This is a genomic window from Yersinia aleksiciae (genome assembly GCF_001047675.1).
GTDB classification, from domain to species: Bacteria; Pseudomonadota; Gammaproteobacteria; order Enterobacterales; family Enterobacteriaceae; genus Yersinia; species Yersinia aleksiciae.
This window is the reverse complement of sequence record NZ_CP011975.1, coordinates 92,768-113,780: the sequence shown is the minus strand read 5'-3', so window position 1 is coordinate 113,780 and position 21,013 is coordinate 92,768. Positions and strand designations below refer to the sequence as shown.

Here is a 21,013-nt window from a genome sequence, read left to right as displayed (position 1 = left end):
CCGTTAAGCACTCAGGTAGTCTGACTTGACCGAGTTCGGCAAGAAAAAAATCGCCAGCGCCTGAGACAGTGCATAGATATCAGCCGGATCAAGGTTGCTAATTTCTGGCACGGTCAGATTAGGGGTAGTGATACGAGGTAATACACGGATCAGTGCGTCAACATCGGTATCTAGCAATGCTTGCAGTTTGGCACCGCGCAGCGCTCCGGCGTTGGGTTTATTGACCGTCACTTCGGTAATCGTGGTATTACCCCGGATAATAGGCACATCCAGCGTGATTACATTAAATTGGGGTTCAGTCGTGTCTTTTTTCATAATAATTATCCGATTAAAAGTTAGGAGGTTTGCCCCCGAGTGCGACGGGGCGACTGTTCCTACGGGCGCTCCGGCGGCCTAAGCCGCTACGACCCGAACGGAACATTTCCCCATCGATTGGGCTATCGCGACTCGTCATCCATTCTCTGATGAGGGGTATTAAAGGCCAATATTGCGGCGGTGGGCTTCCAACATATCGACGCCGTTGACCATTTCGACCATATTCACAATATCGACCTCGATCAGCACTTCGCCGTCCCACGTCAATTTGTAGTAGGTGTTTTTGGTGGAAATCTTGGTCGTGGTGTTATCACCTTGCTTGCTGTCGCCACCGTCAATTTCCTCATGGCGGCCACGCATCACAATTTCTACTGCGTGGGTTTCGCCGGTATCGTCGCGCTGATAGGAGCCAGCAAAGCGCAGTAGCACGCCATCGACTTTAGTTACCCCCCATTGCTTGTAAATCTCGGACTCAATACCGCCTAACGTCCAATCAACATCTAACGCGCCGTCAGCTAACCCCAAATCAACCTTGGCGCTGCCGTTCATCCCGCCGCCGCGAAACTCTTCAAATTTGCGGTTTAATTTTGGCAAGGTGATCGATTCAACCACCCCTTGATAGCTGTTCCCGTCATTGAATACATTCAGGAACTTAAGTTTGCGTGGTAAGGCCATAATTAAGCTCCTTAGCTATTAACGGCGGCGGCGAAATTAGCCAGATAGCGATCAGTAATGCGCTGGCGCAGGGTTAAATCTTCCAGTGGTGGCACTGGCGTATAGTCGTAATCAATAAACAGGCGGCCCGCTTTCAGGGTGTCTTTATCGTTCACGCTGTCGTCGTACCAGCAATCGCCATCGATCAAATAGCCCAATGATTTCAATTCACGCATTTTGGCGCGAATGCCCTCAATAATGTCTTTTGCCAGTGACGGGGTAAGCGGCTTATCGTTGGCCCACATATGGGCCTCAGCCATGGTGTCAGCCAATACTTGTGCTGTGCGGGTGTAATTCTCAAAGGAAAACATCGGATTATCAGAGCAGGTGCGGGAACCCCAAAAACGGAAGCCATCTTTGCGGATCAGGGTGGTAATGTCTTTTCTGTTGAGCAAATGAGCATCGCTAGCGCTGTTTTGCAGATCCCAAAACACATCGGCACTGATACCTGTCACGCCATTGACGGCCACGTTAGACAGGGATTTATGCCAGCCCACGTCATTATCAATCTTGGCACGTAAGCCTAAAGCGCGGGCGGTGGCGTAAGCGATATCTTCGGCAGCGACTAGCGTGTACCAACTGAGAAAATCAGGCCAAATCAACATCGCTTCACGCTGGTTGAAGTTTTCACGGTACTTAATGGCCTCTTCTTTGGTATTGCAATCGTAGGCGCTGATGTAAGCAAAGGCGCGCAGACTCTGAGCAATGGAAAGCAGCGCAGTGGAAACGGCTTTGGTGTCATGACCTGGTACACCCAAAATACGTGGTTTGACGTCAAACTTGCCCTGTGCGGCTAACAGCGCTTTCATGCCGGTGTAGCGGCCATCCGGCGTAGAACCGCCAATAATATTAGAGGTGGTTTCAGCTTCGGTTTCACCTTGTGCGACACGGACAACAACCGTGAGTGGCTTGGTTTGGTCACTGATGGCATCCAGTGAGTAAGCTAAAGTGCCGAAGTCACCAGCCTTACCACTGGCAGCTAAAACATCGGTGAGTAATACCGGGGTATTGAGTGGAAATACGGTGGCGTCAGCATCTTCGGAGGTACAAACCATCCCGACCACCGCCGTACTGACAGTGCGGATCGGGCGAGTGCCTTCGCTAATTTCAATGACGCGCACACCATGGTGGTAATCGGTTGCAGACATGCGTTCTCTCCGGTTAAGCGATTATTGCCTATGGTGCCGGATAACTACGCGGGGAGCAGGTGATGGAGGTTGTGTGGGGAATGGCACAAGATAGATAAGCGAACCCCACAGTCGGGAGATTATACCGCTGGCGGCCAGGAGGGAATAATATAGCCCTGATTCACCGACTCAATCAAAAGCCATTGTGGTAATTCTGGTAACTCAATCAGCGGCCAGTTCTCCAGTGTCGGCCACGCACGATAGGCAGCGCGAGTAACAGTTAATTCACTGCGCTGGGCTTTGGTCAGTGGGGTATCGTTAATTGAATAGTCGCTGACCATCATTGGATCAGTGGCGACAATAAGAGCATTACGATGACTGCGGGCAAACGCGGCTATTTTGTCGTTATCTACGCACCATGCACTACCATCCCATTGATCAAAGGATGTCGCGGGTGCCAGTGCGGTAAGGTTATCAGCCAGTGGTCCTAACATCTCTACAGTGACAGGCTGGCAGGTTGTCGTGTCATAAACCTGCTGCTGGCGATGATCTGCAACCAACTGCCAATTATCATCAGTAAATACCACCGCATGACCTGCGGATATTTGCGGTGGTGCGATAACAGTACAATGTGCGGGGAGCCCTGTTTTTGCCGGAATAAAGGCATCACTTTGCCCAATAAATTCACCGGTTACGGGTGAGTAGTTGTACATCGTGATAATGCGATTTTCATCCGAGAACGCAAATGTCTCTTTCATGCCAACCTCACAATATAGTTAAAAGCTACGTTTCTAACGGTGGCTTCAGCGTTACCGCTGCTCTTAACCGTAATGGAATGACCGTGAGCGCCTAATTCAATGGTATGGGCATGGGCACCGATGCTGACATTATGAGCATGGTTTCCTTTATTGGTAATGGAGTAATACTGACCTAGGTGGGAACGTGGGACACCAAGCCCCGTGTTACCGATAATTCTCTGGTCGTTATGACTATGTAGACCTTGAACATCTGTTACTTTGGTGCCGTGATCAAATATGGCCGTCCACCGGGTACCTAAATCAGTACTGGATGCGGTAGCGCTATGCGTATGAGATTTGTTGCCATCCATTTCTTGCGATAACACAGCTCGACTATGTTTAGGTTTACCCTTGATTATCCAGCCGCGCATATCTGGAATAATTCCGGTAGGGTAGGCTTTTGCCAGTAGTGGACATTGAGTTTTATCAAATCTTTGCCCTTGCATCAGGGCGTAACCTGACGGAAGCTCATCACTCGGCCACGGAATAGGTGCACCTGGGGGATAGAGATTAAGCGTGGCTTCGGTTAAACCAAGGTGAGCGCAAGCCTGTGCGATTGCTTCTGCGCCCAATGTATTAATCTCTGAAAACAATTTATTTATCTGCAAATATTGGCTGTGTGGATGGGGGGCTTTCAGGTGTTTTTCCATACTTTCATCAGCATAGGTTTTGATGGTAATCACCTGATCATCAATATATTTACGTGTTGCCAGCACCACTGAGGGATCAACTTTTAGCGTTACTGCCTCTGTACTGCTGACAATCAGCACCATACGTACGGTCTGCGTGCGGCCGCTGCCCTCTTGTAACCGTGGCTTGTAGGTGTCCGGGCAGTTGGCAATGGCGATCAGAATGCCGTCTTTATCAAATAAGCCAACTTCACGTATCCACCAACCGCCGTCCGTTTCGGGGATCACTTGCTCGGCGATAATCTGGCTACTATTAGCTTCATCAATACTTAATGAATTTAGTGCGGCGCGACGTTTTTCACGAACAAGCTGGGTCTGTGCTGGGTTTGGCGTAGGTAATATACCGCCGCCATCACCCACGGCCATTTGTGTAATCTGTAATGGGGTGCCGAGAGCTGCCGCATTTGCCAGTTTGGCTGCACCTAAATTGGTCAGTAGCGCAAAATATTTCGCTGTCATGGGTTCACTCTCATATCATCAATCAAATGCACAACGCCACCGCAATAGCCTTGGCCGCTGACGGTAATGGTTTCGGGTAGATAGGGGTAAATGGTCATTTCGTCGCCGTCATAGCTGGCGGTGCTGATGGGGATAGTTCCGTTTACATCGAGATTAATCGACAGGCCGATCAGATGGCGGCTACAGGGCTTGGCATCATCAATCAGCCGCTCCAACTCCTGATACATCTCCTCAGTAATACCGGTTTCCAGCACGCCAACATCCAGGCGAAAGGTGCCGGGTGCCTCGTTGGTTTTCCACCATTCGATAACACGGATCAGATAGCCTAGTGGCTCGACAACACGGCGCAATGCGCCGATGGTGCCTTTACGTTTATGAATTGAGTACGAAACCTTGATGACAGCGCGTTTAGTTGCTTCCGGCCAATGTTCATCCCAGCGATCCACCGACCACGCCCATGCTAAGTAAGGCAGCAATACCTGCGGACAGGTATCAGCGCACCATAATTGGCGCAATGGCACCTCAACTTCAGTCATACGGGCGCAGGCTTGTGCGGCAGCAATCTCCAGTGGCGTTGAACCAACAGGCAATAAGCGCTTATTCATCAGCGCCTCCAGTCGTCAGGGTATAACCCATGCAATGAGCGGCTTGCGTTCTATTGAGCACCACATCAACCCTCGGGGTGGTCAGTTCTACCCGCTGTACCCCCTCAACATGCAGCGCACCGTAAATAGCAGAAAGACGAATATCACGCCCTAACCGACGTTGGGTATTGATATAGATTTGCAATCGGGCTTCAGACGCTGCGTGAATGGGTTCGGCTTCTGGTCCTGGGTAAAAATAGAGTTTGGCATCGATGCGATAACCGACTATTTCGGCACTTTTCACCGTTAATCGATCCGCAACAGGGCGCACGTTCTCGTCATTCAGCACGGCAAAAACCTTATTTAATAAATCTTGCGAGGCTTTGCCATTACCTTCACGAGATAGTACGGTTACCGTGACACAGGCGGGTGAGGGGCTGATTGCGGATGCGTCAGCAATCCGACCATCAGCGCTGCGGGCGTGATATTCATAAGTGCCGGTTGGTCCGGCCACACTTAAGCCCTCAAAGGCTTGCGGTATACGAATCCGTAAATCGTCGTCAGACTCCATCACTGCGGCAATGGGCGGGATAGCGTGAGGATTCATGGGTGTAATAGTCAGCCGTTCAATACCATTATTTGCGGCAAGTTGGTCTAAATCACTGCCAATGGCATATGCCACCATCACCGCCTGCGCCCCCTCATTCACCCGCTGGCGCAACAGCAACTCGCGGTAAGTGGTTTCCTGCAACAGCTTCACGATGGGTTCAGATTCAAATGACAGTGTTAACCGTACAGCGGCTTGCTGGTCGCTCGGGTATAAGGCGATAAAATCCTCTTTGCGTAAGGTAAACAGGCTGTCAAAATCCAGTGGTTCCACCACCAAAGGGGCCGGTAACTGGCTTAAATCAATGCTTGGCATCATTGCCCCCCTAAAGGTACGCTCAGACTTAACTGGCTGTTGCTGTCTGTGCGGCTACCGGTTAAATCAACAATCATCTTGCCGTCAATCTGGGTGGTGATGCTGATAGCATTTAGGGTAACGCGCGGTTCCCAACGCATGACCGCGCCATAAATAGCGGCCATCATTTTTAGGCGTAGTGCGGGATTTTGCGGCTGGTCGATCAGGGTCGATAATAGCGAGCCATAATCACGGCGCATCACTCGCGAGCCTTGCGGCGTGCTCAGAATGTCGCTGATTGACTGGCGGATATGGTCAATATCCCCGATGTGCAACCCAGTATTACGGTTCATGCCGCTATATTTATAGGTTGTCATTTAACCCCCTGAGTCCAATTGCCACCACGCCGCACGTTGCCGTGGTCATGCTTATGGAGCACCACGCCATTAGACGAGAACTTGCCGCCACCATGCTCAATATTGCCGCTCATGCTGCCGCCTTTCTTCACGCTCAGTGTGGCGGTGGTCAGGTTATGGGTGCATTCCACTTCGGGGGTATCCAGTGTGATTTTGACTGATGCCGTACAGGTGATCTGTGGGGCGGTGACATTGACTGACTCACTGGCATTTATCACCGCCGTAGCTATTCCGGTCACCGCTAAATGACTGGTTTCCGGCTCATACTCAAAACGAGCGCCATCAGGAAAGGTGATCACCATGCCATCCGCCGATTGTGACGGCGCAGAATTGGCATCCGAAAAGATGGCGGGCAGCACAAAACCGGTGGTAAGTTCACCGCCGATACTCAACACCATCACTTGCTCACCCGCAGAGGGCGCAGACCAAAAACGCACCCGACCGGCGCGCAGGGTTAACCAATTGAGCCAATCGGTTTCAAGGTTGCCGATTTTTACCCGGCACAATCCGTTAGCAAGATCGACGTCTGAGACGATGCCAATGCGGATAATGTTAGCCAATAGGCGTTTGAGGCTAGCAATAAGGATATTCATTCGGACAGTCTGCCGCCTACGGGCGCGCGGGGCATGTGATGGGTTTTGTGTGAGGGATGGCACAAGGTAAATGATACTGTGCCGGAGATTGCTATAATGCTTGCATTGATACATTTATTGGGGGTACATTAAATATATGGACATATCTTACGACCCAACCAAAAACGAAAAAAATATTGCTGAACGTAAATTGTCCTTTGAGATGGCGCGTGATTTTGAAGTTGCTACCGCGCTAATTGTTGAGGATCTACGAAAGGAATATCCAGAGCGGCGGTTTCAGGCACTGGGCTACATTGAGGCGCGGTTACATATGTTGGTATTCACACCACGTAACGGCAAGGTGCATGTTATCAGCCTGCGCAAGGCAAATTCCCGCGAGGTAAAGCGATATGAACAAAAAAATCAGTAAAGTCACCATGACAGATAACCCTGAGTGGGGCGAGGCAGAGTTTGCCCGCGCACGTCCAGCCACCGAGGTATTTACCGAATTGTTTGGTAAAGAGGGCGCGGAAAAGGTGATAAAAACCCGTGGCCGTCCAAAACTGGCAAATCCGAAAGAGCCAGTTAAGTTACGGATTGATCACGATGTGGTGGACGCCTATCGGGCGCAGGGTGATGGATGGCAAACTAAGATGAATGAAGTGTTGCGCGATTATGCTAAAACCCATGGGATGCTGTGATTTAGCATGACTTCCCAAGCCACTCCAACGCCAGATCTCCAATCCATTCACTGTCGCCGTCAGTAAAACCCAACAACTGGCGGCGCTCGTATTTCACTGTTGGCCCGTTGCGGCTAACCTTATCGCGCAAGCCGTAGTTATGCACCCTAACCAGATTATTAACCTTGCCGCTAAAGGTCACTGCGGCTTCGTCGGCGTTGGATTCGTTTTTGATATAACGGGCGGTGCGCAGCTTAGTAAACATCTTGCGCTTGATACGGCCTTGTTTATCGCGGCGTTTTTTCTTGCGGGCGACAAAGGGGGATCCGTCTGGATTCTGCTGTGCCTGAATGTGCTTTTGTTGGCGCTGGCGCAGTTCTTTAGAGACCTGCCGCATAAATGCGCCACGCGCCTGTGGGGATAATTGCGCCAGTAAAATTGATAGGGTTTGATCTAGCTCATGCAGGTCACTCATGCGGCCCACTCCGCCACGGTTTTACCGTCAACATTCACTTTGTAACTTTTGACAAAATATTCCGGCGGCACTGGCTCTTCCATGTGAGTCACGGTTAATACCCCATCTTGCTCTTTCACGATGGTGCGCTCGGTCAGTTTAATGTCAAAGCTGATATCACAAACCTTATTATCCAGATAGTCGGCCTCAAAGGTGAAGCCATCCTGACGCTTATCGGGATTTGCCATAATATCCGGCTGGTTGGTACGCAACCAATGTAGGATCGGGACAACAATCAAATCAATGCTATCGGCGTAATCGGTTACCACCAGATTTAAGGTGTACTGATACTCAAACGATAATGACGGGGCCAGCGTGGCAATAATCGCCCCTTTATCGATAAATACATGCAGGCAGTCGGGATTTTGCTTGATATACGGCACGGTTTTTAGAATGGAGGTACGCAGCGAATCAGGCTTTAACATCAGCGGCCCCTTGCTGGCAAGCCAGCACGGTATCAACCTGCGCCGCACAGGCGTGTAAAGCCGCTTCCAACTGGTCGATATCGTCGTTTAAATCGCCGTTAGTTTGTGGTTTGGCCGCCGGAAACAGGCACGCTGTGACTTTCGGACAGCCATTGACGGTAATCTGCGGCCCCAGTGAGGGCGGGGCGCTGACGCAGCCGGATAATATCATCAGGCAGGGGAGTATCAGCCCAGCGGCGTAAGGTTTCATTTTCACGGTATAACCTCTTAAGTTGACTGTTGTGTTGCGCCAAAAGCTGATCCGCACAGGCAACCTGTTGGCGCAATCGCGCCTGTGCCCGATTGTTGGCATTAGCAGCCAGTGCCAGAGTGATAAGTTGCCCGTTTTTACTGGCTACTTCGGCCGCTTGCCGGTCAATCACTACTTGACGGGCCTCAGACAAACGATAGGTTTGCACGCCATTGGTGATCAGCAAGACGGCGGCAACCGTCCAGGCGAGCGGGGCTGTATTGATAATTGACATGGATTAGCTCGGATATTGACGGGCGGGTAATTGAAAATGCGGGCCGTCTTTAAAGGTTGTCCAGTTACCACCCCATTCCACGGCGATCCCCAACTCGGCGGCGGCCTGTTTCATCGCGGCGGCCATCGGGTAGAAATATTTCCATTCCCAACTGACTTTACCGTCTGGCAGCGGCACGATATCAATCGCATGGCCGGTTAAGTGACGGCTATTCAAGGTTTGGCTGGCTCCAACTTTAACCAGTTCCCGTTGGCGCTCCACTGTGCGGCAGCCCTCAATCACCTTAAAATCAATCGGGGTGAGTTCCAGTGCACGGCGAACGACCTTGACCAAATCAGGATGCACGCCGATCAGATTGCGTTCGCTCATCTTGCCGAAAATATATTTATTTTTTGGCATCAGTGGCTCCCGTCTTTTTACTTACAATTCTGAATACCAGCTCACGAATAGCCTGTAAGCCAATCAGCCCAACCAGACAACTGATAAATATTTCTACTTTTCCAGCGGCGACTTCAGTTAATGCGCCGTTTAGTCCGGGGATGGCATCAATGGCGCAAATCAGCATTGGAGAGATGACTGGCCCAATATTGACACCAACCAATCCGCAAACAACGCCCTCGCCAATTGCTTCACGAAGCTTACCGCCACCCCAAACTACGCGGCGAAACGCCACTGCAAAGGCGATCAGAAAGCCATTGATTACCGTGGAGTGCGTTGAATAAAAGTCAAGCATCGCACCTATCCAACGCGGATCTTTTTCTGGCATTTTCATATCCATTACCCCTTTCTGGGGAATCTTGGCGGTGCAATTAATCCCAAAGTTGTAGGGTCTGCGTGGTGACTGCCGCGCTGACCTCGGGCATTTCCACCGGGTAACCGTGTGGCAAGATTGGCCCGAGGTCAGCCAAGCCCGGATTGGCAGCCAGCACTTTTTCTGTCACACCTACGGTGCGGCCGTAGTAGCGCCAGCACATGGCGTCAACGGTGTCGTACTGCTGAGCCAGAACGCGCATTAAATCAACTCCACCGTCATGCGGTTGATAGCCTGAATATCGTTAATCGCCCAAGCCGCATCACGGCGCAGGTTATCAATGGTCGGCTCCAGTGAATCGGCCCTTTTCCCTCCTGCGCCCGTGGTATCAAATCCGCGAAAACGATCAGTTAAACGGGCTTGCATCAGGCAAAACACCGCGGTGCGGTATAACTGAATACGGGTGCTTTCATCGTTCAGTTTTTCCACTGGCACATCCGCCGCCGACAAGTAACCCAGCTTTTGCTGGGTTACGCGCCAGACCGATAACCGATCATTGACTTCATTGATGGCGAACAGTGCCGCTTCAATAACACGCGGCTGAGTAATAGTGCCGTCTTGGCGTGATTCATCACGATACTGATTCAGGTCGATATCGGGCCAAAAACCCTCATTTTTGATTAGGGCCTTTTCTGTTAGTGCTGGCGGTGTTGCGACCTGAGTGGTATTGATCACGATATCCATGCTGACTCTCGCAAAATAAAACGGGCGGTGGACGGCGGCGTTGTCGGGGTGAAAATATCCTGACTAGCCACTGTGCCGCCCTCGCCGGGGCGTAAGGTTATGAGGCTGTTTGAATCAGCTTCTCAAGATTTTTGATATCGGTTTTCACACCGCTGTTCTCATCCAACTGCAACGCAATTTTCAGGTTTGCCATTGCAAGAACGTTGTCGCCGTCCTGACGCAGGGCATAGCCAACAAACTTGTGCAAACGTGCGCTGACGATATCCGGCATATCCTGACCCGCTAAAATCTGTTGGGCGCGCAGCAGTTGGGTGGTATCCAGTGGTTGCTGTGCGGTTAAGGTGCGTTGCGCGATGGCTGCCACCTCCTCAGCAATCAGGCATGCGGTGGTGCGTTTAAAACTATCGGGTGTCACTAAGTCATGCTTGATGGCATATTCCGCGATATCTAAAGCGTTGCCGGTATCACCCACATCCAGATGCCAAATCAACATGCGCATTAGAATATCGTCCTGCTCGCCACTCTCTTTTGCCAGCACACCTGCGATCCACGGCTGGTAGGTGGGTAACATGTTTCGTTTGGCCTCCGCTTTACGGATGATCGACTCAATACGGCTCAATTGGGCCATATCTTGTTGCAGCTTGAATAACAACAGTTCGTAGTTGCTGGCATGGCTGAGATTGGCCGTCTGACTTAGTGAGTTCGACTGTTGAGCTGCTACAAATAAGCGATGGCGGCGAACGGGGTTGCACATAATGGATTAACCCTCTGCTGGGGCGGAAAAATCACCGAACTCAATGTTTTCAATCAGCGCCACACAGCCGAAATCTTCGACCACATAGTCCTCGTTGACCGATTCATAGTTTTCAATACGATCACGTTTTGGATTGTCGATAATGTGGCGGCGGCGGGTACCGTCCTGCCAGTAAATGGACAAGTTATCCAGACGAGTGATAAAGACGGCATTCGGCGGGAAAGAGGGCGCACGGACTGCTGGCAGACCGCCAACACGCTTCTGGCTGATAATTAAATCTGCGGCTAACGCTTCACTGTTCGGCTGCTCCTGATTGACGATCGGGAAGTATTTATCCGCCAGTAGCTGGCGGCCCACAATCGCCACCAGTTCGGTATCCTCCTGGAACCATGGCTCAATCAACTCATCAGTGGCTGCCATGACCAAAGCATCCAGATTATGGAAATCACCGCCTTTGCCTACCCGAATTTTTGCTGAAATAACGTCACCTTGCTCATCAACGACTTTATCCATCACCTGACTCGCCGCATCATCGCGGATACCTTGCAACCAGCCACGGTTTACGTCTTGCAATAGTTTATTGACGGTATGATCGGAGGTTTTCGCACGGTGAGTGCCGTTAAAGCCGATCATGATACGATCCAGCGCCTGACGCTTCACGATGGCGTTACGAATACGTATCTGAAAATCAGGGAATTTTGCCCACATATCGAGTTTGATATAGGGCAGTGCGGTATCAAAGTTAGTTTGCTTACAGTTGTACTTTCTTCCATCCAAACCACTTGGATCGGATGCTTCACGCTCTTTCTGCGAGGTGTCAGTCGTGCTGGCGATTGGGCGGTCAATGCTTAAACCTACTTTTTCACCCTCTTTCTCATCCACTACCCACACATTAATTTTTGACAGAAAGACACTGTTTTCCTGTTGTTTGGTTTCCAGTTTTTGCGCAATGGACGGCTCAACGGTAAATTTGGTATTAATATCGTCTTTATTGTCCAAATGGTTCAGTCGGGCAACCTGCTGCAAAAACTGGTTGTACTTGAATCGGGTGACTTTTTTCATGTGAAATTGAATCCTTAACGTAGCAAGCAGAATGACTTAACAATCAGTCAAAATGGTGTTCTCATTGCCGGTTGATTGTTCGCGTTGGGAGAAGCTGCGATCTGTTTTGCTGAGCGTGGTTTTTAGTTCGACAAGCTCTTGATTTGTCGCATCACTGGCGGTCTTAAGCTCAGAAAATTGCTGCTCCAGTGAGGCAAGGGCGCTAAATTTCCCCTCAACCTGCTGCGCGACCAACTCAACCGCCTGATGCACATCATTAAAACGCGCATCATCGGTTGTCTCTTTTTTGCTAAACAGGGCTTTGATAGTGGTAAACAGATTAACTTTAGGTTCCTGCTCAGCTTCAAATTCAATCAGCGTTTCTTCTGCGGCAGTGAATAGATTTCCGGGGGCTTGTTTGCGGGAGGCCAGCGGATTAGCGGAAGCACTGGCACTGAAACTCAACATTTCAGTACCCAGACTGGCCGGGTCATCAGTGACCGCAAGACCAACAAGATAGGCACCATTGGTATCGGCAAATTTAGTATTCACTTCCATGGAGGTGTAAACCTTTTGGCGTAGCTTCACCATTGCTACCAAGTCCGCGGTTGGGCTTATTTCGGCATACAGTGCCATCTTTCCTGACAGCGGCCCCTCGTTGATCTCTTCAGCACTCAGCGCGACAACATCGCCATAACGCTTAAAGGTACTGTCTGGCGAATAACCTTTGATGTGCTCCATATTGATACGCGCGCCGTATACCGTGGTGTTGTAATTGGTTGCCATCTGCGTCAGCCATTCGCGGGTGATAGCGCGGCCATCAGTGGTAGCCCCCTCAACACCAATGCGAAATTTTTTTGCTTTTACAGTCATGCGTGATGCTCCGGTCTGATTCGCTACAGTAATGGCCTATGTTGGCGACCCGCGATCAGAGGAACAACCGAGTGCTGTTGTGCTATGGCTGGCACAAGATGTAATGCGGGAGAGGGGAGTAGCGGATAGGTAGCCTTGCTGCAATTAAGCAATAAAGCAGGCTATTTCACATGGAAAGCGTTCTTATCAATGCCGATTTAGATCCCCGCCGTCAAGCCATGTATCTGTATTGGCAAGGGCTACGCATCGCCCGAATTGCGGAAATGATCGGTGAGAAAGCGGTCACGGTACACAGTTGGAAGCGCCGCGACAAGTGGGACACCTATGGGCCGCTGGATCAGATGCAACTGACCACGGCGGCGGAATATTGCCGCCTGATAATGAAGCCTGTCAAGGAGCCGAGAGACTACAAAGAGATTGATTTGCTGGGCCGACAAGCCGAACGCCATGCCCGTATTGGTAAGTACAATAACGGCGGTAATGAAGTTGATCTCAATCCCAATATTGAGAATCGCAACAGAGGAACGCGCAAGGCAGCGCAGAAAAATGTATTCAGCGAGGCACAGGCAGCCAAGCTGAAAGATATTTTCAATGAATCCATGTTCGACTATCAGCGCAACTGGTATGAGGCCGGTTTATCGCCTGATTTTCGTATCCGTAACTTTTTAAAATCTCGCCAAGTTGGCGCAACCTATTTCTTTTCTTGGGAAGCCCTGCTGGATGCGCTCGACACAGGGCGCAATCAGATGTTTGTTTCCGCTTCAAAAGCACAGGCGCACCAGTTTAAAAACTACATTGTCGCGGCTGCGCGCCTTGTTGACGTTGATTTGCGCGGTGAGGTGATTATTTTACCCAATGGCGCAGAAATGCACTTTCTCGGTACGAATGCCAGTACCGCGCAGGGCCGCCCCGGTAATCTTTATCTGGATGAATATTTTTGGATCCCCGGCTTTCAGAAGTTGCGCCGCGCTGCATCCGGCATGGCCTCACAAAAAAGATACCGCTACACCTATTTTTCTACGCCATCCAGCACCTCACATGAGGCTTACCCGTTTTGGGCTGGCACCTTGTTTAACAAGGGAAAAGCCAAAGATAAGCGCATTGAAATTGACGTCAGCTACCCACGGCTGGCCGCCGGTCGACTGTGCGAGGATAAGCAGTACCGCCAGATTGTCACCATTGAGGATGCACTAAAAGGCGGCTGTGACCTGTTTGATATTGATGAATTACGCAATGAAAACAGCGATGAAGATTTTGAAAACCTGTTTATGTGCGGTTTTATTGACGATAACGCTTCCACGTTCAAGTTAGCCGAAATGCAGCGCTGCATGGTGGATAGCTGGGAAAAATGGTCAGACGTTAAATTGTTGGCACTGCGCCCCTTCGGCGATCGTCCGGTGTGGATTGGCTACGACCCAGCGAGCACCGGCGATAGTGCCGGTTGCGCCGTCATTGCGCCGCCAGTGGTGGCGGGCGGTAAGTTTAGGGTATTGGAGCGCCACCAGTGGAAAGGTATGGATTTTGCCGATCAAGCCAGCAATATCAAAAAGATCACTGAGCGCTATAACGTCACTTACATCGGCATTGATGATACCGGCCTGGGCCGTTCCGTAACGCAGCTAGTCCGACAATTCTTCCCCGCCGTGAACGCCATTCACTACAGTTTAGAAATGAAAGCCGACCTGATTTATAAGGCAAAGAATATCATTCAGGGCGGCCGTCTGGAGTTTGACGCGGGCTGCATTGATATTGCCACTGCGTTTATGTCCATCCGCAAAACCATGACCGCCACCGGCCGCAACGCCACCTTTGTGACTGACCGCTCCAAAGACGTCAGTCACGGTGATGTGGCGTGGGCCATTATGCACGCCTTGTTCCATGAGCCTCTTGAGGGCATTAACAGCAATAACACCAGTGTGATGGAGATCTATTAATGAGTAAGCGCAACAGGAAAAACCGCCCCGCCAAGGTGGCAACAACCATGACGGGTAACAGTGCCCCACAAGCTGAGGCGTTTACTTTTGACGACCCGATCCCGATGATGGACAGGCGCGATATTCTGGATTATCTGGAATGTGCGGTCATGGATCGCTGGTATGAGCCGCCAGTGTCATTTAACGGCCTCGCTAAATCATTTCGCGCGGCCGTACATCACAGCTCACCTATCTACATGAAACGTAATGTACTGCTTAGCTTGTTTGAGCCTCACCGGTTGCTATCCAAGCAGGATTTTAGCCGTTATGCGCTGGATTTCTTGGTGTTTGCCAACTCATTTTTAGAAGCCCGTTATAATCGGTTGGGTGGCCTGATGAAGTTAGTCCCTAGTCCGGCTAAATATACCCGCCGAGGGGTGGAAACTGACACGTATTGGTATGTATCCTCCTATGCGAATCCACACCCATTTGAAGCTAACAGCATTTTTCACCTGTTAGACCCGGATATTAATCAGGAGATCTACGGCGTTCCTGAATATCTCGCCTCGTTAAATTCGACTTGGCTCAATGAGGCCGCTACGCTGTTTCGCCGTAAATACTACCTGAATGGCAGTCACGCCGGATTTATTCTGTATATGAATGATGCCGCCCATAAACAGGAGGATATCGACGCCTTACGCAAGGCGCTGAAAGAGTCCAAAGGGCCGGGCAATTTTCGCAATCTGTTTATGTACGCCCCAGCCGGTAAAAAGGACGGTATACAGGTAATCCCACTGGCAGAAGTAGCGGCTAAAGATGAATTTACCAGTATCAAAAACACCACTCGCGACGATCAGCTTGCTATGCAGCGCGTGCCGCCACAACTGATGGGTATTTTGCCTAATAACACCGGCGGTTTTGGTGATGTAGAGAAAGCCGCGAGGGTATTCGCGATTAACGAACTGGCTCCCCTGCAGGAGCGCCTGATGGAAATTAACGATTGGATAGGGGAGGAAGTGGTGAGGTTCAAGGCGTATGAACTGCTGGAAAATAACTAATATATTTGAGTTATATTATAATTTCTGATGTGAAAAAATATAGTGCCAGATAGCTTTGAGGAACCACTAGTTCCTCAAGGTTTAAATAATGCCTTACTAATTGCAATTAAATTCTTTCATGAAATCATTAGATTTAAAAATTGCTATTGTAGCGCTAATTAAACGTATGCAAGCAAGCAATAAAAAACATATAAAACTAACCAAAACTATTGCCGCCATAATTATAGCTGCATTATAGTCTGCTAAAGGGATCTTATCTGATACCCATTCCGCAACAAACTTCGCAGCATGTACCGGTGCTATTATTGCAAATACATAAAGAAAAATAAAAGCTACAATATTCACAATGCATCTTCTGTGTCGTTTTTTTGGCGAATCATACGCATCAGAGTACATAGCAAAACCATTTTCACTGATAGAGAAAAAACAACCATTCTTTCTAATTCTAGAAAAGTCACTTATTGTTTGGGTGGGGTTGGTGGAATTCATGAGATACCATATTTCATGATAAGCAGCATTATGACATTTAGTAATAGATGAAAATAATTGTTCAATCAGAAATTTATTTGGTTTATCTTTGTCAAACGCCACTGCAAAATCGAGATATGTCTGATGTCGATTCTTCCAACCATCTCGATTAAACTTAGCTATACCCATAAATACAGTGAACAATAAACCAAGTGCCGCTAGTAGGTACTCCATCTTATCCATTATTACCTCATTAAATCTGAAATCTATAATCATACGATTAAATCATGTCACAGCTATTTTTAATACTTTCATGTGACATGTCACAAGCATCTTGATTTTGTTTTTGTGTCATGTCACGATTTTAAAAGAGCAAGCCGCAACGGCCATCTCGAAGATCTGTGATAATTGCTCAAATTGTTGAGTAAACTGATCACCATAACTCTGCAAGTTCATCCTGCAACAATCCGCATGACTCTATCCATCCCTTAATCATTATCTAAGCCGCGCCAATACGGGGTTTTTAGCCTCTGCCTAAGTGCATAAAAAGTGAATATTTAGTCACACAAAGCGCGGGCGGGGGGAGCGCGCGGAAAGAGATATGAACGGTACTTCAATCCTCCTCATATATGCCCGAAATCATCCCCTGAATGCATGTGCGGCACTCTGCCTTTTTGGCTCGAAACGATTTGTTTTGAGAGGTGAAATAAAAAGCGTCTCTCTAGTGTGTGGAGGCGCTTTTGTACGGAGTGATTTCGAGGGAAAATCACGGCAAAGAGACAGATATAGTGCAAGGGGATAGTAAGCGATTGCTTGTTGAACATTTATGTGACGGAGGTGTAGAAATAATCGTTTTATTGATATTAAACCTATTCAATCATTGCAACCAATAATAAAATCAATATGATGAATTACGGTGTTCTAGGATTGCGTATTTGTATAATTAGGGATTAATCTATGCAACTTAAGAAAATTTTTATTTCTGGTTTTAAAAGTATTTCGAATCAACACCCTCAGACCATTAACCTTGAACATGAGTTGACCACATTTATCGGCCATAACGGAACTGGAAAAAGTACGGCCATGGAGGCGCTTAATAAACTGTTCTCTGTGGATCAATCACTGCGTAGTTTATCAATAAATGACTTCTATAATGCGGATGTCGAGAAAGATGAAAAGAACAGAACTTTAATTATAGAAGCTTGGTTTAGCTTCCCTAAGCCAAATGAAGGGAAAATTTCTATTCCCTCTTTAATTGAACATCTTACTATTGATAAGTCTGATGGGATCATTCTTTTTAGGGTGCGGTTAGAAGGTAAACTTTCCTTTGATGCAAACCCAATTGGAGATATTGATGAAGATATCTGGGTGATCAGTTCGAGTGACGACGTGGTTGAGGATAGTAGTAAGCAGAAGCTATCCGCCGCAGTAAGAAATGCTATCCAAGTGAGTTATGTTCCAGCCAACCGAGACCCTTCTTTGCAATTAAAGTATTCATCGAAAGCGGTTCTTGGGCGCTTACTAAAGGCGATTGAATGGGTTGGCGGAAGTCAGAAAATAATAGAAGAGCAAGCAGCCAAACTAAACGCATTAACAAAGAGTAATACAGCATTAAATGAGATTGCTGCGGCTATTAACGCTAGTTGGGGACGAATCTATAAGGGGCGTTATTTGTCCCGCGCGTCGCTTAATTTCCCACTAGCTAATATCGATGAGATATTGAAACTGATTCAACTTCAGTTTAATCCTGATGAAGTAGGTAACACAGTCAATGTTGACCGATTAAGCGATGGACAAAAATCATTGGTTTATTTTTCCCTTATTAAGGCTATGTTTGATATAGACAAAAAGACTAGGGATTTGATTTCTTTAGGAGAGTCTTCTAATTTTAATCCTGAGAAAATGAGATTGCCTATTTTTAGTATGATCTCCTTGGAGGAACCTGAAAACCATCTTTCGCCTCATTACTTAGGTAGAATAATTAAACTGGTTAAAGATTATGGTCGTAATGAGTTGTGCCAAGTTATTATTTCTTCTCATTCATCCTCCCTTTTAAGTCGAATAGAGCCTGAGCAAATACGTCATTTCAGATTAGATCAACACTCAAAAAGTACGGTGGTTAGTGCATTGACGCTACCGGATAAAGCTGATGAGCTTTCTAAATTCATAAAAGAAGCTGTTAAAGCATATCCAGAAATCTATTTTTCTAAACTGGTAATATTTGGTGAGGGAGATAGCGAGGAAATTATAATACCTAAAGTGCTTGAGCTGCATTCAACGGAAATTGACAGCCATTCTATCTCGGTTGTTCCTCTTGGGGGGCGTCATGTGAATCATTTTTGGCGTTTGTTGAAGTCATTAAAAGTGCCCTTTATTACTGTGTTAGATTTTGATATAGATAGAAATGGCGGCGGGTTTGGTCGACTTAAATATGCTATTGACCAATTAGCTGAGATTGGTGAAAGTGGAAGTACCTATATACATAAAGACATTGCTAAAGAAATACCATCATGGAATGACGAACGAGACCCAACAAAGTTCACTATTAAAAATGCTAATGGTGTAAAAATTAATATTGTTGATGAATTAGAAAATTGTAATGTTTACTTTTCCTCACCGTTAGATATTGATTATGCAATGATTGAAGCTTTCCCTGATATTTTCTGTGTGAAAGATGAAGTTTATGGTGAAAGAGGCCCTCTAAATATCAAGAAAAAGGAGGGTGCTGACGAGGAGAAGAAAGAACTAATAAAAGCTGTATTGAAAAAGGGCAACTCCGGTGTTCGTTATGTTTTTTCTGCTGATTATCTAAAATATTTCCTGTGGTATCGCTATCGTTTTTTATCCAATAAAAGTAAACCAGCATCCCATGTTAGAATGTTTTCTAAAATTGAAGAAATGTATACACCAGATGAAATAAATGCAAAATTGCCTCCAGTGCTAATTAGAATAGCTGAAAAAACAGTAACCATATTAGAAGAGGTTATTGAATGATGATGCAATGGCAACCTTCTGAGGGTATTACGCCGACGCCGGAGCTAATGGATATTATTCTGTGTGATCAGTCTGTTTCTGTACTTGCTGGTGCGGGAGCAGGCAAAACGGAGCTTCTAGCTCAGAAATCGAATTACTTGTTGCAAACCGGAAAGTGCATGTGGCCTAAACGCATATTATGCCTTTCTTATAAAAAAGAGGCGCAAGAGAATATCAAAGAGCGCGTTATGAAAAGATGTGGGCAAAAAGGTGATCGCTTTGACTCATATACTTTCGACGCTTTTTTTAAGAGTATTGTTGACCGTTTTAAAGATGTTTTATCTATGGATAAAAGACCATTAAATAGTTATGATTTGGTGTTTAGTTCAAAAGAAAGTAACGGCAAGGACAAGTTGTCATTTGATCTAATAAGGCAGTTGGCTTTAGAGATCTTAAAAATTAGAGCTGATATTGTTGATCTATTTTCTTTAACCTATTCACACGTTTTTATCGACGAGTTTCAAGATACACGCTCTGACCAGTACGAGTTGATTAAACTTCTTTTTAAAGATAAAGGAACACAATTGCTGGCTGTGGGCGATATAAACCAAAGTATCATGCTATGGGCAGGTGCTAGAAAAACAGTATTTGAAGATTGTGAAAAAGAGTTTAATACTACCAAGAAATTATTGGTACAAAATTTTAGGGCCAGTGATGAAATTCAGGAAGTATTGAGATGTTTTATTCACTTTGTACAAAATGATGTTAATTTTTCACCAATAACTCGAAGTGTAGATAGTTGCACTATTCATCATTATGACAATGAATTTTCTGAGGCTGATGATCTTGCTAATAAAATAGAAAATTTTATTGCATCTGGCATCGAAGAAAAGGAGATTTGTGTACTGGCTAAACAGCAGTCAGAGCAATATACAGAAAAACTTCGAGATAAACTTACGACAAAAGGAATTAGAAATCTTGATATGTCGGAATTACAAGATGTACTAAAAGAGCCATTAGGGAGAATATTTTCCTCACTTTTTAAAGTTTGTACATCACGATCACCTTCAAGCTACACCGAACTTTGTGATTTATACCTTGCCTTACACAGAGTTAACCACGGCGATGAAAAAGAAGATGGCCTGATTAAGTCATTGTCGGATAAAATAGCGGAAAATAGAGAGAAATTAATTAACTCGGCCAATCCAGACTTATTTATCTTATGTATTAAAGATATTATAAAGTTTTTTGGTGTGAACAAAATCATGGGGCGATGGAATCAGTATAAATCCACTAATTATTGGGATAAACTCTGGAGTAGCCTTGAGCAACATTTACGCTACACGGTAGGTGCAACGCAGTCTTTCAAAGAAGCCGCATTAATGTTTCAGGCTGAAAACTCCGTGCAGATTATGAATATACATAAGTGCAAGGGGTTGGAATATAAAGTGGTTATTTTTCTAGGTTTAGAGGATCAGGCATTCTGGAACTATAAAAAGGCAAAGTTTGAGAATGACTGTGCTCTCTATGTGGCATTATCAAGAGCGAAGGAGAAAATATTAGTAACAACAGCTGAAAATAGAGAACACAGAGTGAATAATGGATATGATAATAGAAACTCTAAATATCAATTGGTTAAACCAATTTATTCATTTTTGACTTCGCATTGTAAGTTTAAATCTATATGGTACCCATGATTTTTTATAAAAATAAAATTATGC

General features: G+C 47.0%; 26 protein-coding genes and 1 pseudogene. 6 read left to right on the top strand and 21 right to left on the bottom strand.

Going from position 1 to position 21,013, the window contains the following annotated elements:
* Positions 1-3: 3 nt before the first annotated feature.
* From ACZ76_RS00670 to ACZ76_RS00630, 9 genes are all read right to left on the bottom strand, one after another.
* Positions 4-315 carry a phage tail assembly protein gene (locus tag ACZ76_RS00670; RefSeq protein ID WP_048615879.1) on the bottom strand — a complete coding sequence of 104 codons (312 nt, stop codon included), beginning with the start codon at positions 313-315 and terminating at the stop codon, positions 4-6.
* Between the two features lie 159 nt (positions 316-474).
* A complete protein-coding gene (locus ACZ76_RS00665; protein WP_048615877.1) occupies positions 475-990 on the bottom strand; it encodes a phage major tail tube protein in 516 nt (171 codons plus the stop codon).
* An 11-nt stretch (positions 991-1,001) separates the two neighbouring features.
* Positions 1,002-2,177: a phage tail sheath protein gene (locus tag ACZ76_RS00660; RefSeq protein WP_048615876.1), complete on the bottom strand. Its 1,176-nt coding sequence runs from the start codon at positions 2,175-2,177 to the stop codon at positions 1,002-1,004.
* A gap of 119 nt (positions 2,178-2,296) precedes the next feature.
* On the bottom strand, positions 2,297-2,914 hold the full coding sequence (locus ACZ76_RS00655) for a tail fiber assembly protein (RefSeq protein ID WP_048615875.1): 618 nt from the start codon (positions 2,912-2,914) through the stop codon (positions 2,297-2,299).
* Positions 2,911-4,101 carry a phage tail protein gene (locus tag ACZ76_RS18690; RefSeq protein ID WP_053082167.1) on the bottom strand — a complete coding sequence of 397 codons (1,191 nt, stop codon included), beginning with the start codon at positions 4,099-4,101 and terminating at the stop codon, positions 2,911-2,913. Before ACZ76_RS18690 ends, ACZ76_RS00655 begins: the two co-directional genes overlap by 4 nt.
* Positions 4,098-4,706 carry a phage tail protein I gene (locus ACZ76_RS00645; RefSeq protein WP_048615874.1) on the bottom strand — a complete coding sequence of 203 codons (609 nt, stop codon included), beginning with the start codon at positions 4,704-4,706 and terminating at the stop codon, positions 4,098-4,100. Before ACZ76_RS00645 ends, ACZ76_RS18690 begins: the two co-directional genes overlap by 4 nt.
* Positions 4,699-5,607 (bottom strand): baseplate assembly protein, encoded by a 909-nt coding sequence (locus ACZ76_RS00640; RefSeq protein WP_048615872.1) that lies wholly within the window; start codon positions 5,605-5,607, stop codon positions 4,699-4,701. Before ACZ76_RS00640 ends, ACZ76_RS00645 begins: the two co-directional genes overlap by 8 nt.
* Positions 5,607-5,963, bottom strand: coding sequence for a GPW/gp25 family protein (locus tag ACZ76_RS00635; RefSeq protein ID WP_048615870.1), 357 nt, complete (start codon positions 5,961-5,963; stop codon positions 5,607-5,609). Before ACZ76_RS00635 ends, ACZ76_RS00640 begins: the two co-directional genes overlap by 1 nt.
* Positions 5,960-6,595, bottom strand: a complete 636-nt coding sequence (locus ACZ76_RS00630) for a phage baseplate assembly protein V (protein WP_048615868.1) — start codon at positions 6,593-6,595, stop codon at positions 5,960-5,962. Before ACZ76_RS00630 ends, ACZ76_RS00635 begins: the two co-directional genes overlap by 4 nt.
* A 136-nt stretch (positions 6,596-6,731) precedes the next feature.
* Between ACZ76_RS00630 and ACZ76_RS00625 the strand changes: the two genes are divergently transcribed.
* Complete coding sequence (locus tag ACZ76_RS00625; RefSeq protein ID WP_048615866.1) at positions 6,732-7,004, top strand: BrnT family toxin; 273 nt, start codon at positions 6,732-6,734, stop codon at positions 7,002-7,004.
* Positions 6,985-7,275, top strand: coding sequence for a BrnA antitoxin family protein (locus tag ACZ76_RS00620; RefSeq protein WP_048615864.1), 291 nt, complete (start codon positions 6,985-6,987; stop codon positions 7,273-7,275). The genes ACZ76_RS00625 and ACZ76_RS00620 overlap by 20 nt, the downstream gene beginning before the upstream one ends.
* Before the next feature lies 1 nt (position 7,276).
* On the opposite strand, the gene ACZ76_RS00615 is transcribed toward ACZ76_RS00620, so the two are convergent.
* The 11 genes and pseudogenes from ACZ76_RS00615 to ACZ76_RS00570 form a co-directional block, all read right to left on the bottom strand.
* The gene (locus ACZ76_RS00615) at positions 7,277-7,729 is read right to left on the bottom strand and encodes a phage virion morphogenesis protein (RefSeq protein ID WP_048615862.1); all 453 of its coding nucleotides are present in this window, start codon (positions 7,727-7,729) and stop codon (positions 7,277-7,279) included.
* Positions 7,726-8,193, bottom strand: a complete 468-nt coding sequence (locus ACZ76_RS00610; protein WP_048615860.1) for a phage tail protein — start codon at positions 8,191-8,193, stop codon at positions 7,726-7,728. The genes ACZ76_RS00615 and ACZ76_RS00610 overlap by 4 nt, the downstream gene beginning before the upstream one ends.
* Positions 8,180-8,380: pseudogene (gene lysC / locus ACZ76_RS19480) on the bottom strand (Rz1-like lysis system protein LysC); the annotation flags it as partial. The gene ACZ76_RS00610 and the pseudogene lysC, both read right to left, overlap by 14 nt.
* Positions 8,292-8,717, bottom strand: coding sequence for an Rz-like lysis system protein LysB (lysB, locus tag ACZ76_RS00605; RefSeq protein ID WP_048615859.1), 426 nt, complete (start codon positions 8,715-8,717; stop codon positions 8,292-8,294). The gene lysB and the pseudogene lysC, both read right to left, overlap by 89 nt.
* Positions 8,718-8,720: 3 nt before the next feature.
* Entirely contained in the window at positions 8,721-9,116 is a 396-nt protein-coding gene (locus tag ACZ76_RS00600) for a M15 family metallopeptidase (protein ID WP_048615854.1), read from the bottom strand.
* Complete coding sequence (locus tag ACZ76_RS18045; protein WP_071840454.1) at positions 9,103-9,489, bottom strand: phage holin family protein; 387 nt, start codon at positions 9,487-9,489, stop codon at positions 9,103-9,105. The genes ACZ76_RS00600 and ACZ76_RS18045 overlap by 14 nt, the downstream gene beginning before the upstream one ends.
* 37 nt (positions 9,490-9,526) lie before the next feature.
* Positions 9,527-9,730 carry a tail protein X gene (locus ACZ76_RS00590; protein ID WP_048615852.1) on the bottom strand — a complete coding sequence of 68 codons (204 nt, stop codon included), beginning with the start codon at positions 9,728-9,730 and terminating at the stop codon, positions 9,527-9,529.
* Complete coding sequence (locus ACZ76_RS00585; RefSeq protein ID WP_048615846.1) at positions 9,730-10,212, bottom strand: head completion/stabilization protein; 483 nt, start codon at positions 10,210-10,212, stop codon at positions 9,730-9,732. The genes ACZ76_RS00590 and ACZ76_RS00585 overlap by 1 nt, the downstream gene beginning before the upstream one ends.
* Positions 10,213-10,309: 97 nt before the next feature.
* On the bottom strand, positions 10,310-10,966 hold the full coding sequence (gene gpM / locus ACZ76_RS00580) for a phage terminase small subunit (RefSeq protein WP_048615845.1): 657 nt from the start codon (positions 10,964-10,966) through the stop codon (positions 10,310-10,312).
* A gap of 6 nt (positions 10,967-10,972) precedes the next feature.
* Positions 10,973-12,028, bottom strand: a complete 1,056-nt coding sequence (locus ACZ76_RS00575; protein WP_048615844.1) for a phage major capsid protein, P2 family — start codon at positions 12,026-12,028, stop codon at positions 10,973-10,975.
* 36 nt (positions 12,029-12,064) lie between these two features.
* Positions 12,065-12,880 carry a GPO family capsid scaffolding protein gene (locus ACZ76_RS00570; RefSeq protein WP_048615843.1) on the bottom strand — a complete coding sequence of 272 codons (816 nt, stop codon included), beginning with the start codon at positions 12,878-12,880 and terminating at the stop codon, positions 12,065-12,067.
* Between the two features lie 170 nt (positions 12,881-13,050).
* Here ACZ76_RS00570 and ACZ76_RS00565 point away from each other — a divergent pair, with 170 nt between their 5' ends.
* Together ACZ76_RS00565 and ACZ76_RS00560 are read left to right on the top strand one after the other, a co-directional pair.
* A complete protein-coding gene (locus tag ACZ76_RS00565) occupies positions 13,051-14,814 on the top strand; it encodes a terminase large subunit domain-containing protein (protein WP_048615842.1) in 1,764 nt (587 codons plus the stop codon).
* On the top strand, positions 14,814-15,851 hold the full coding sequence (locus tag ACZ76_RS00560; RefSeq protein ID WP_048615840.1) for a phage portal protein: 1,038 nt from the start codon (positions 14,814-14,816) through the stop codon (positions 15,849-15,851). Before ACZ76_RS00565 ends, ACZ76_RS00560 begins: the two co-directional genes overlap by 1 nt.
* A 96-nt stretch (positions 15,852-15,947) precedes the next feature.
* Here ACZ76_RS00560 and ACZ76_RS00555 read toward each other — a convergent pair whose 3' ends face one another.
* A complete protein-coding gene (locus ACZ76_RS00555) occupies positions 15,948-16,562 on the bottom strand; it encodes a hypothetical protein (protein WP_144413882.1) in 615 nt (204 codons plus the stop codon).
* Positions 16,563-17,276: 714 nt separating this feature from the next.
* Between ACZ76_RS00555 and ACZ76_RS00550 the strand changes: the two genes are divergently transcribed.
* Together ACZ76_RS00550 and ACZ76_RS00545 are read left to right on the top strand one after the other, a co-directional pair.
* Entirely contained in the window at positions 17,277-19,313 is a 2,037-nt protein-coding gene (locus ACZ76_RS00550; protein WP_048615836.1) for an AAA family ATPase, read from the top strand.
* Entirely contained in the window at positions 19,310-20,989 is a 1,680-nt protein-coding gene (locus ACZ76_RS00545) for a UvrD-helicase domain-containing protein (protein WP_048615834.1), read from the top strand. The genes ACZ76_RS00550 and ACZ76_RS00545 overlap by 4 nt, the downstream gene beginning before the upstream one ends.
* Positions 20,990-21,013: the final 24 nt, after the last annotated feature.

What these genes read in the sequence shown, in the direction of transcription:
- ACZ76_RS00640 (WP_048615872.1), bottom strand. Translation starts at nt 5,607, where the DNA reads ATGCCAAGCATTGATTTAAGCCAGTTACCGGCCCCTTTGGTGGTGGAA.
- ACZ76_RS00665 (WP_048615877.1), bottom strand. Translation starts at nt 990, where the DNA reads ATGGCCTTACCACGCAAACTTAAGTTCCTGAATGTATTCAATGACGGG.
- ACZ76_RS00635 (WP_048615870.1), bottom strand. Translation starts at nt 5,963, where the DNA reads ATGACAACCTATAAATATAGCGGCATGAACCGTAATACTGGGTTGCAC.
- ACZ76_RS18690 (WP_053082167.1), bottom strand. Translation starts at nt 4,101, where the DNA reads ATGACAGCGAAATATTTTGCGCTACTGACCAATTTAGGTGCAGCCAAA.
- ACZ76_RS00600 (WP_048615854.1), bottom strand. Translation starts at nt 9,116, where the DNA reads ATGCCAAAAAATAAATATATTTTCGGCAAGATGAGCGAACGCAATCTG.
- ACZ76_RS18045 (WP_071840454.1), bottom strand. Translation starts at nt 9,489, where the DNA reads ATGAAAATGCCAGAAAAAGATCCGCGTTGGATAGGTGCGATGCTTGAC.
- lysB (WP_048615859.1), bottom strand. Translation starts at nt 8,717, where the DNA reads ATGTCAATTATCAATACAGCCCCGCTCGCCTGGACGGTTGCCGCCGTC.
- ACZ76_RS00625 (WP_048615866.1), top strand. Translation starts at nt 6,732, where the DNA reads ATGGACATATCTTACGACCCAACCAAAAACGAAAAAAATATTGCTGAA.
- ACZ76_RS00670 (WP_048615879.1), bottom strand. Translation starts at nt 315, where the DNA reads ATGAAAAAAGACACGACTGAACCCCAATTTAATGTAATCACGCTGGAT.
- ACZ76_RS00655 (WP_048615875.1), bottom strand. Translation starts at nt 2,914, where the DNA reads ATGAAAGAGACATTTGCGTTCTCGGATGAAAATCGCATTATCACGATG.
- ACZ76_RS00645 (WP_048615874.1), bottom strand. Translation starts at nt 4,706, where the DNA reads ATGAATAAGCGCTTATTGCCTGTTGGTTCAACGCCACTGGAGATTGCT.
- ACZ76_RS00620 (WP_048615864.1), top strand. Translation starts at nt 6,985, where the DNA reads ATGAACAAAAAAATCAGTAAAGTCACCATGACAGATAACCCTGAGTGG.
- ACZ76_RS00545 (WP_048615834.1), top strand. Translation starts at nt 19,310, where the DNA reads ATGATGATGCAATGGCAACCTTCTGAGGGTATTACGCCGACGCCGGAG.
- ACZ76_RS00575 (WP_048615844.1), bottom strand. Translation starts at nt 12,028, where the DNA reads ATGAAAAAAGTCACCCGATTCAAGTACAACCAGTTTTTGCAGCAGGTT.
- ACZ76_RS00560 (WP_048615840.1), top strand. Translation starts at nt 14,814, where the DNA reads ATGAGTAAGCGCAACAGGAAAAACCGCCCCGCCAAGGTGGCAACAACC.
- ACZ76_RS00610 (WP_048615860.1), bottom strand. Translation starts at nt 8,193, where the DNA reads ATGTTAAAGCCTGATTCGCTGCGTACCTCCATTCTAAAAACCGTGCCG.
- gpM (WP_048615845.1), bottom strand. Translation starts at nt 10,966, where the DNA reads ATGTGCAACCCCGTTCGCCGCCATCGCTTATTTGTAGCAGCTCAACAG.
- ACZ76_RS00570 (WP_048615843.1), bottom strand. Translation starts at nt 12,880, where the DNA reads ATGACTGTAAAAGCAAAAAAATTTCGCATTGGTGTTGAGGGGGCTACC.
- ACZ76_RS00660 (WP_048615876.1), bottom strand. Translation starts at nt 2,177, where the DNA reads ATGTCTGCAACCGATTACCACCATGGTGTGCGCGTCATTGAAATTAGC.
- ACZ76_RS00550 (WP_048615836.1), top strand. Translation starts at nt 17,277, where the DNA reads ATGCAACTTAAGAAAATTTTTATTTCTGGTTTTAAAAGTATTTCGAAT.
- ACZ76_RS00590 (WP_048615852.1), bottom strand. Translation starts at nt 9,730, where the DNA reads ATGCGCGTTCTGGCTCAGCAGTACGACACCGTTGACGCCATGTGCTGG.
- ACZ76_RS00585 (WP_048615846.1), bottom strand. Translation starts at nt 10,212, where the DNA reads ATGGATATCGTGATCAATACCACTCAGGTCGCAACACCGCCAGCACTA.
- ACZ76_RS00565 (WP_048615842.1), top strand. Translation starts at nt 13,051, where the DNA reads ATGGAAAGCGTTCTTATCAATGCCGATTTAGATCCCCGCCGTCAAGCC.
- ACZ76_RS00555 (WP_144413882.1), bottom strand. Translation starts at nt 16,562, where the DNA reads ATGGATAAGATGGAGTACCTACTAGCGGCACTTGGTTTATTGTTCACT.
- ACZ76_RS00615 (WP_048615862.1), bottom strand. Translation starts at nt 7,729, where the DNA reads ATGAGTGACCTGCATGAGCTAGATCAAACCCTATCAATTTTACTGGCG.
- ACZ76_RS00630 (WP_048615868.1), bottom strand. Translation starts at nt 6,595, where the DNA reads ATGAATATCCTTATTGCTAGCCTCAAACGCCTATTGGCTAACATTATC.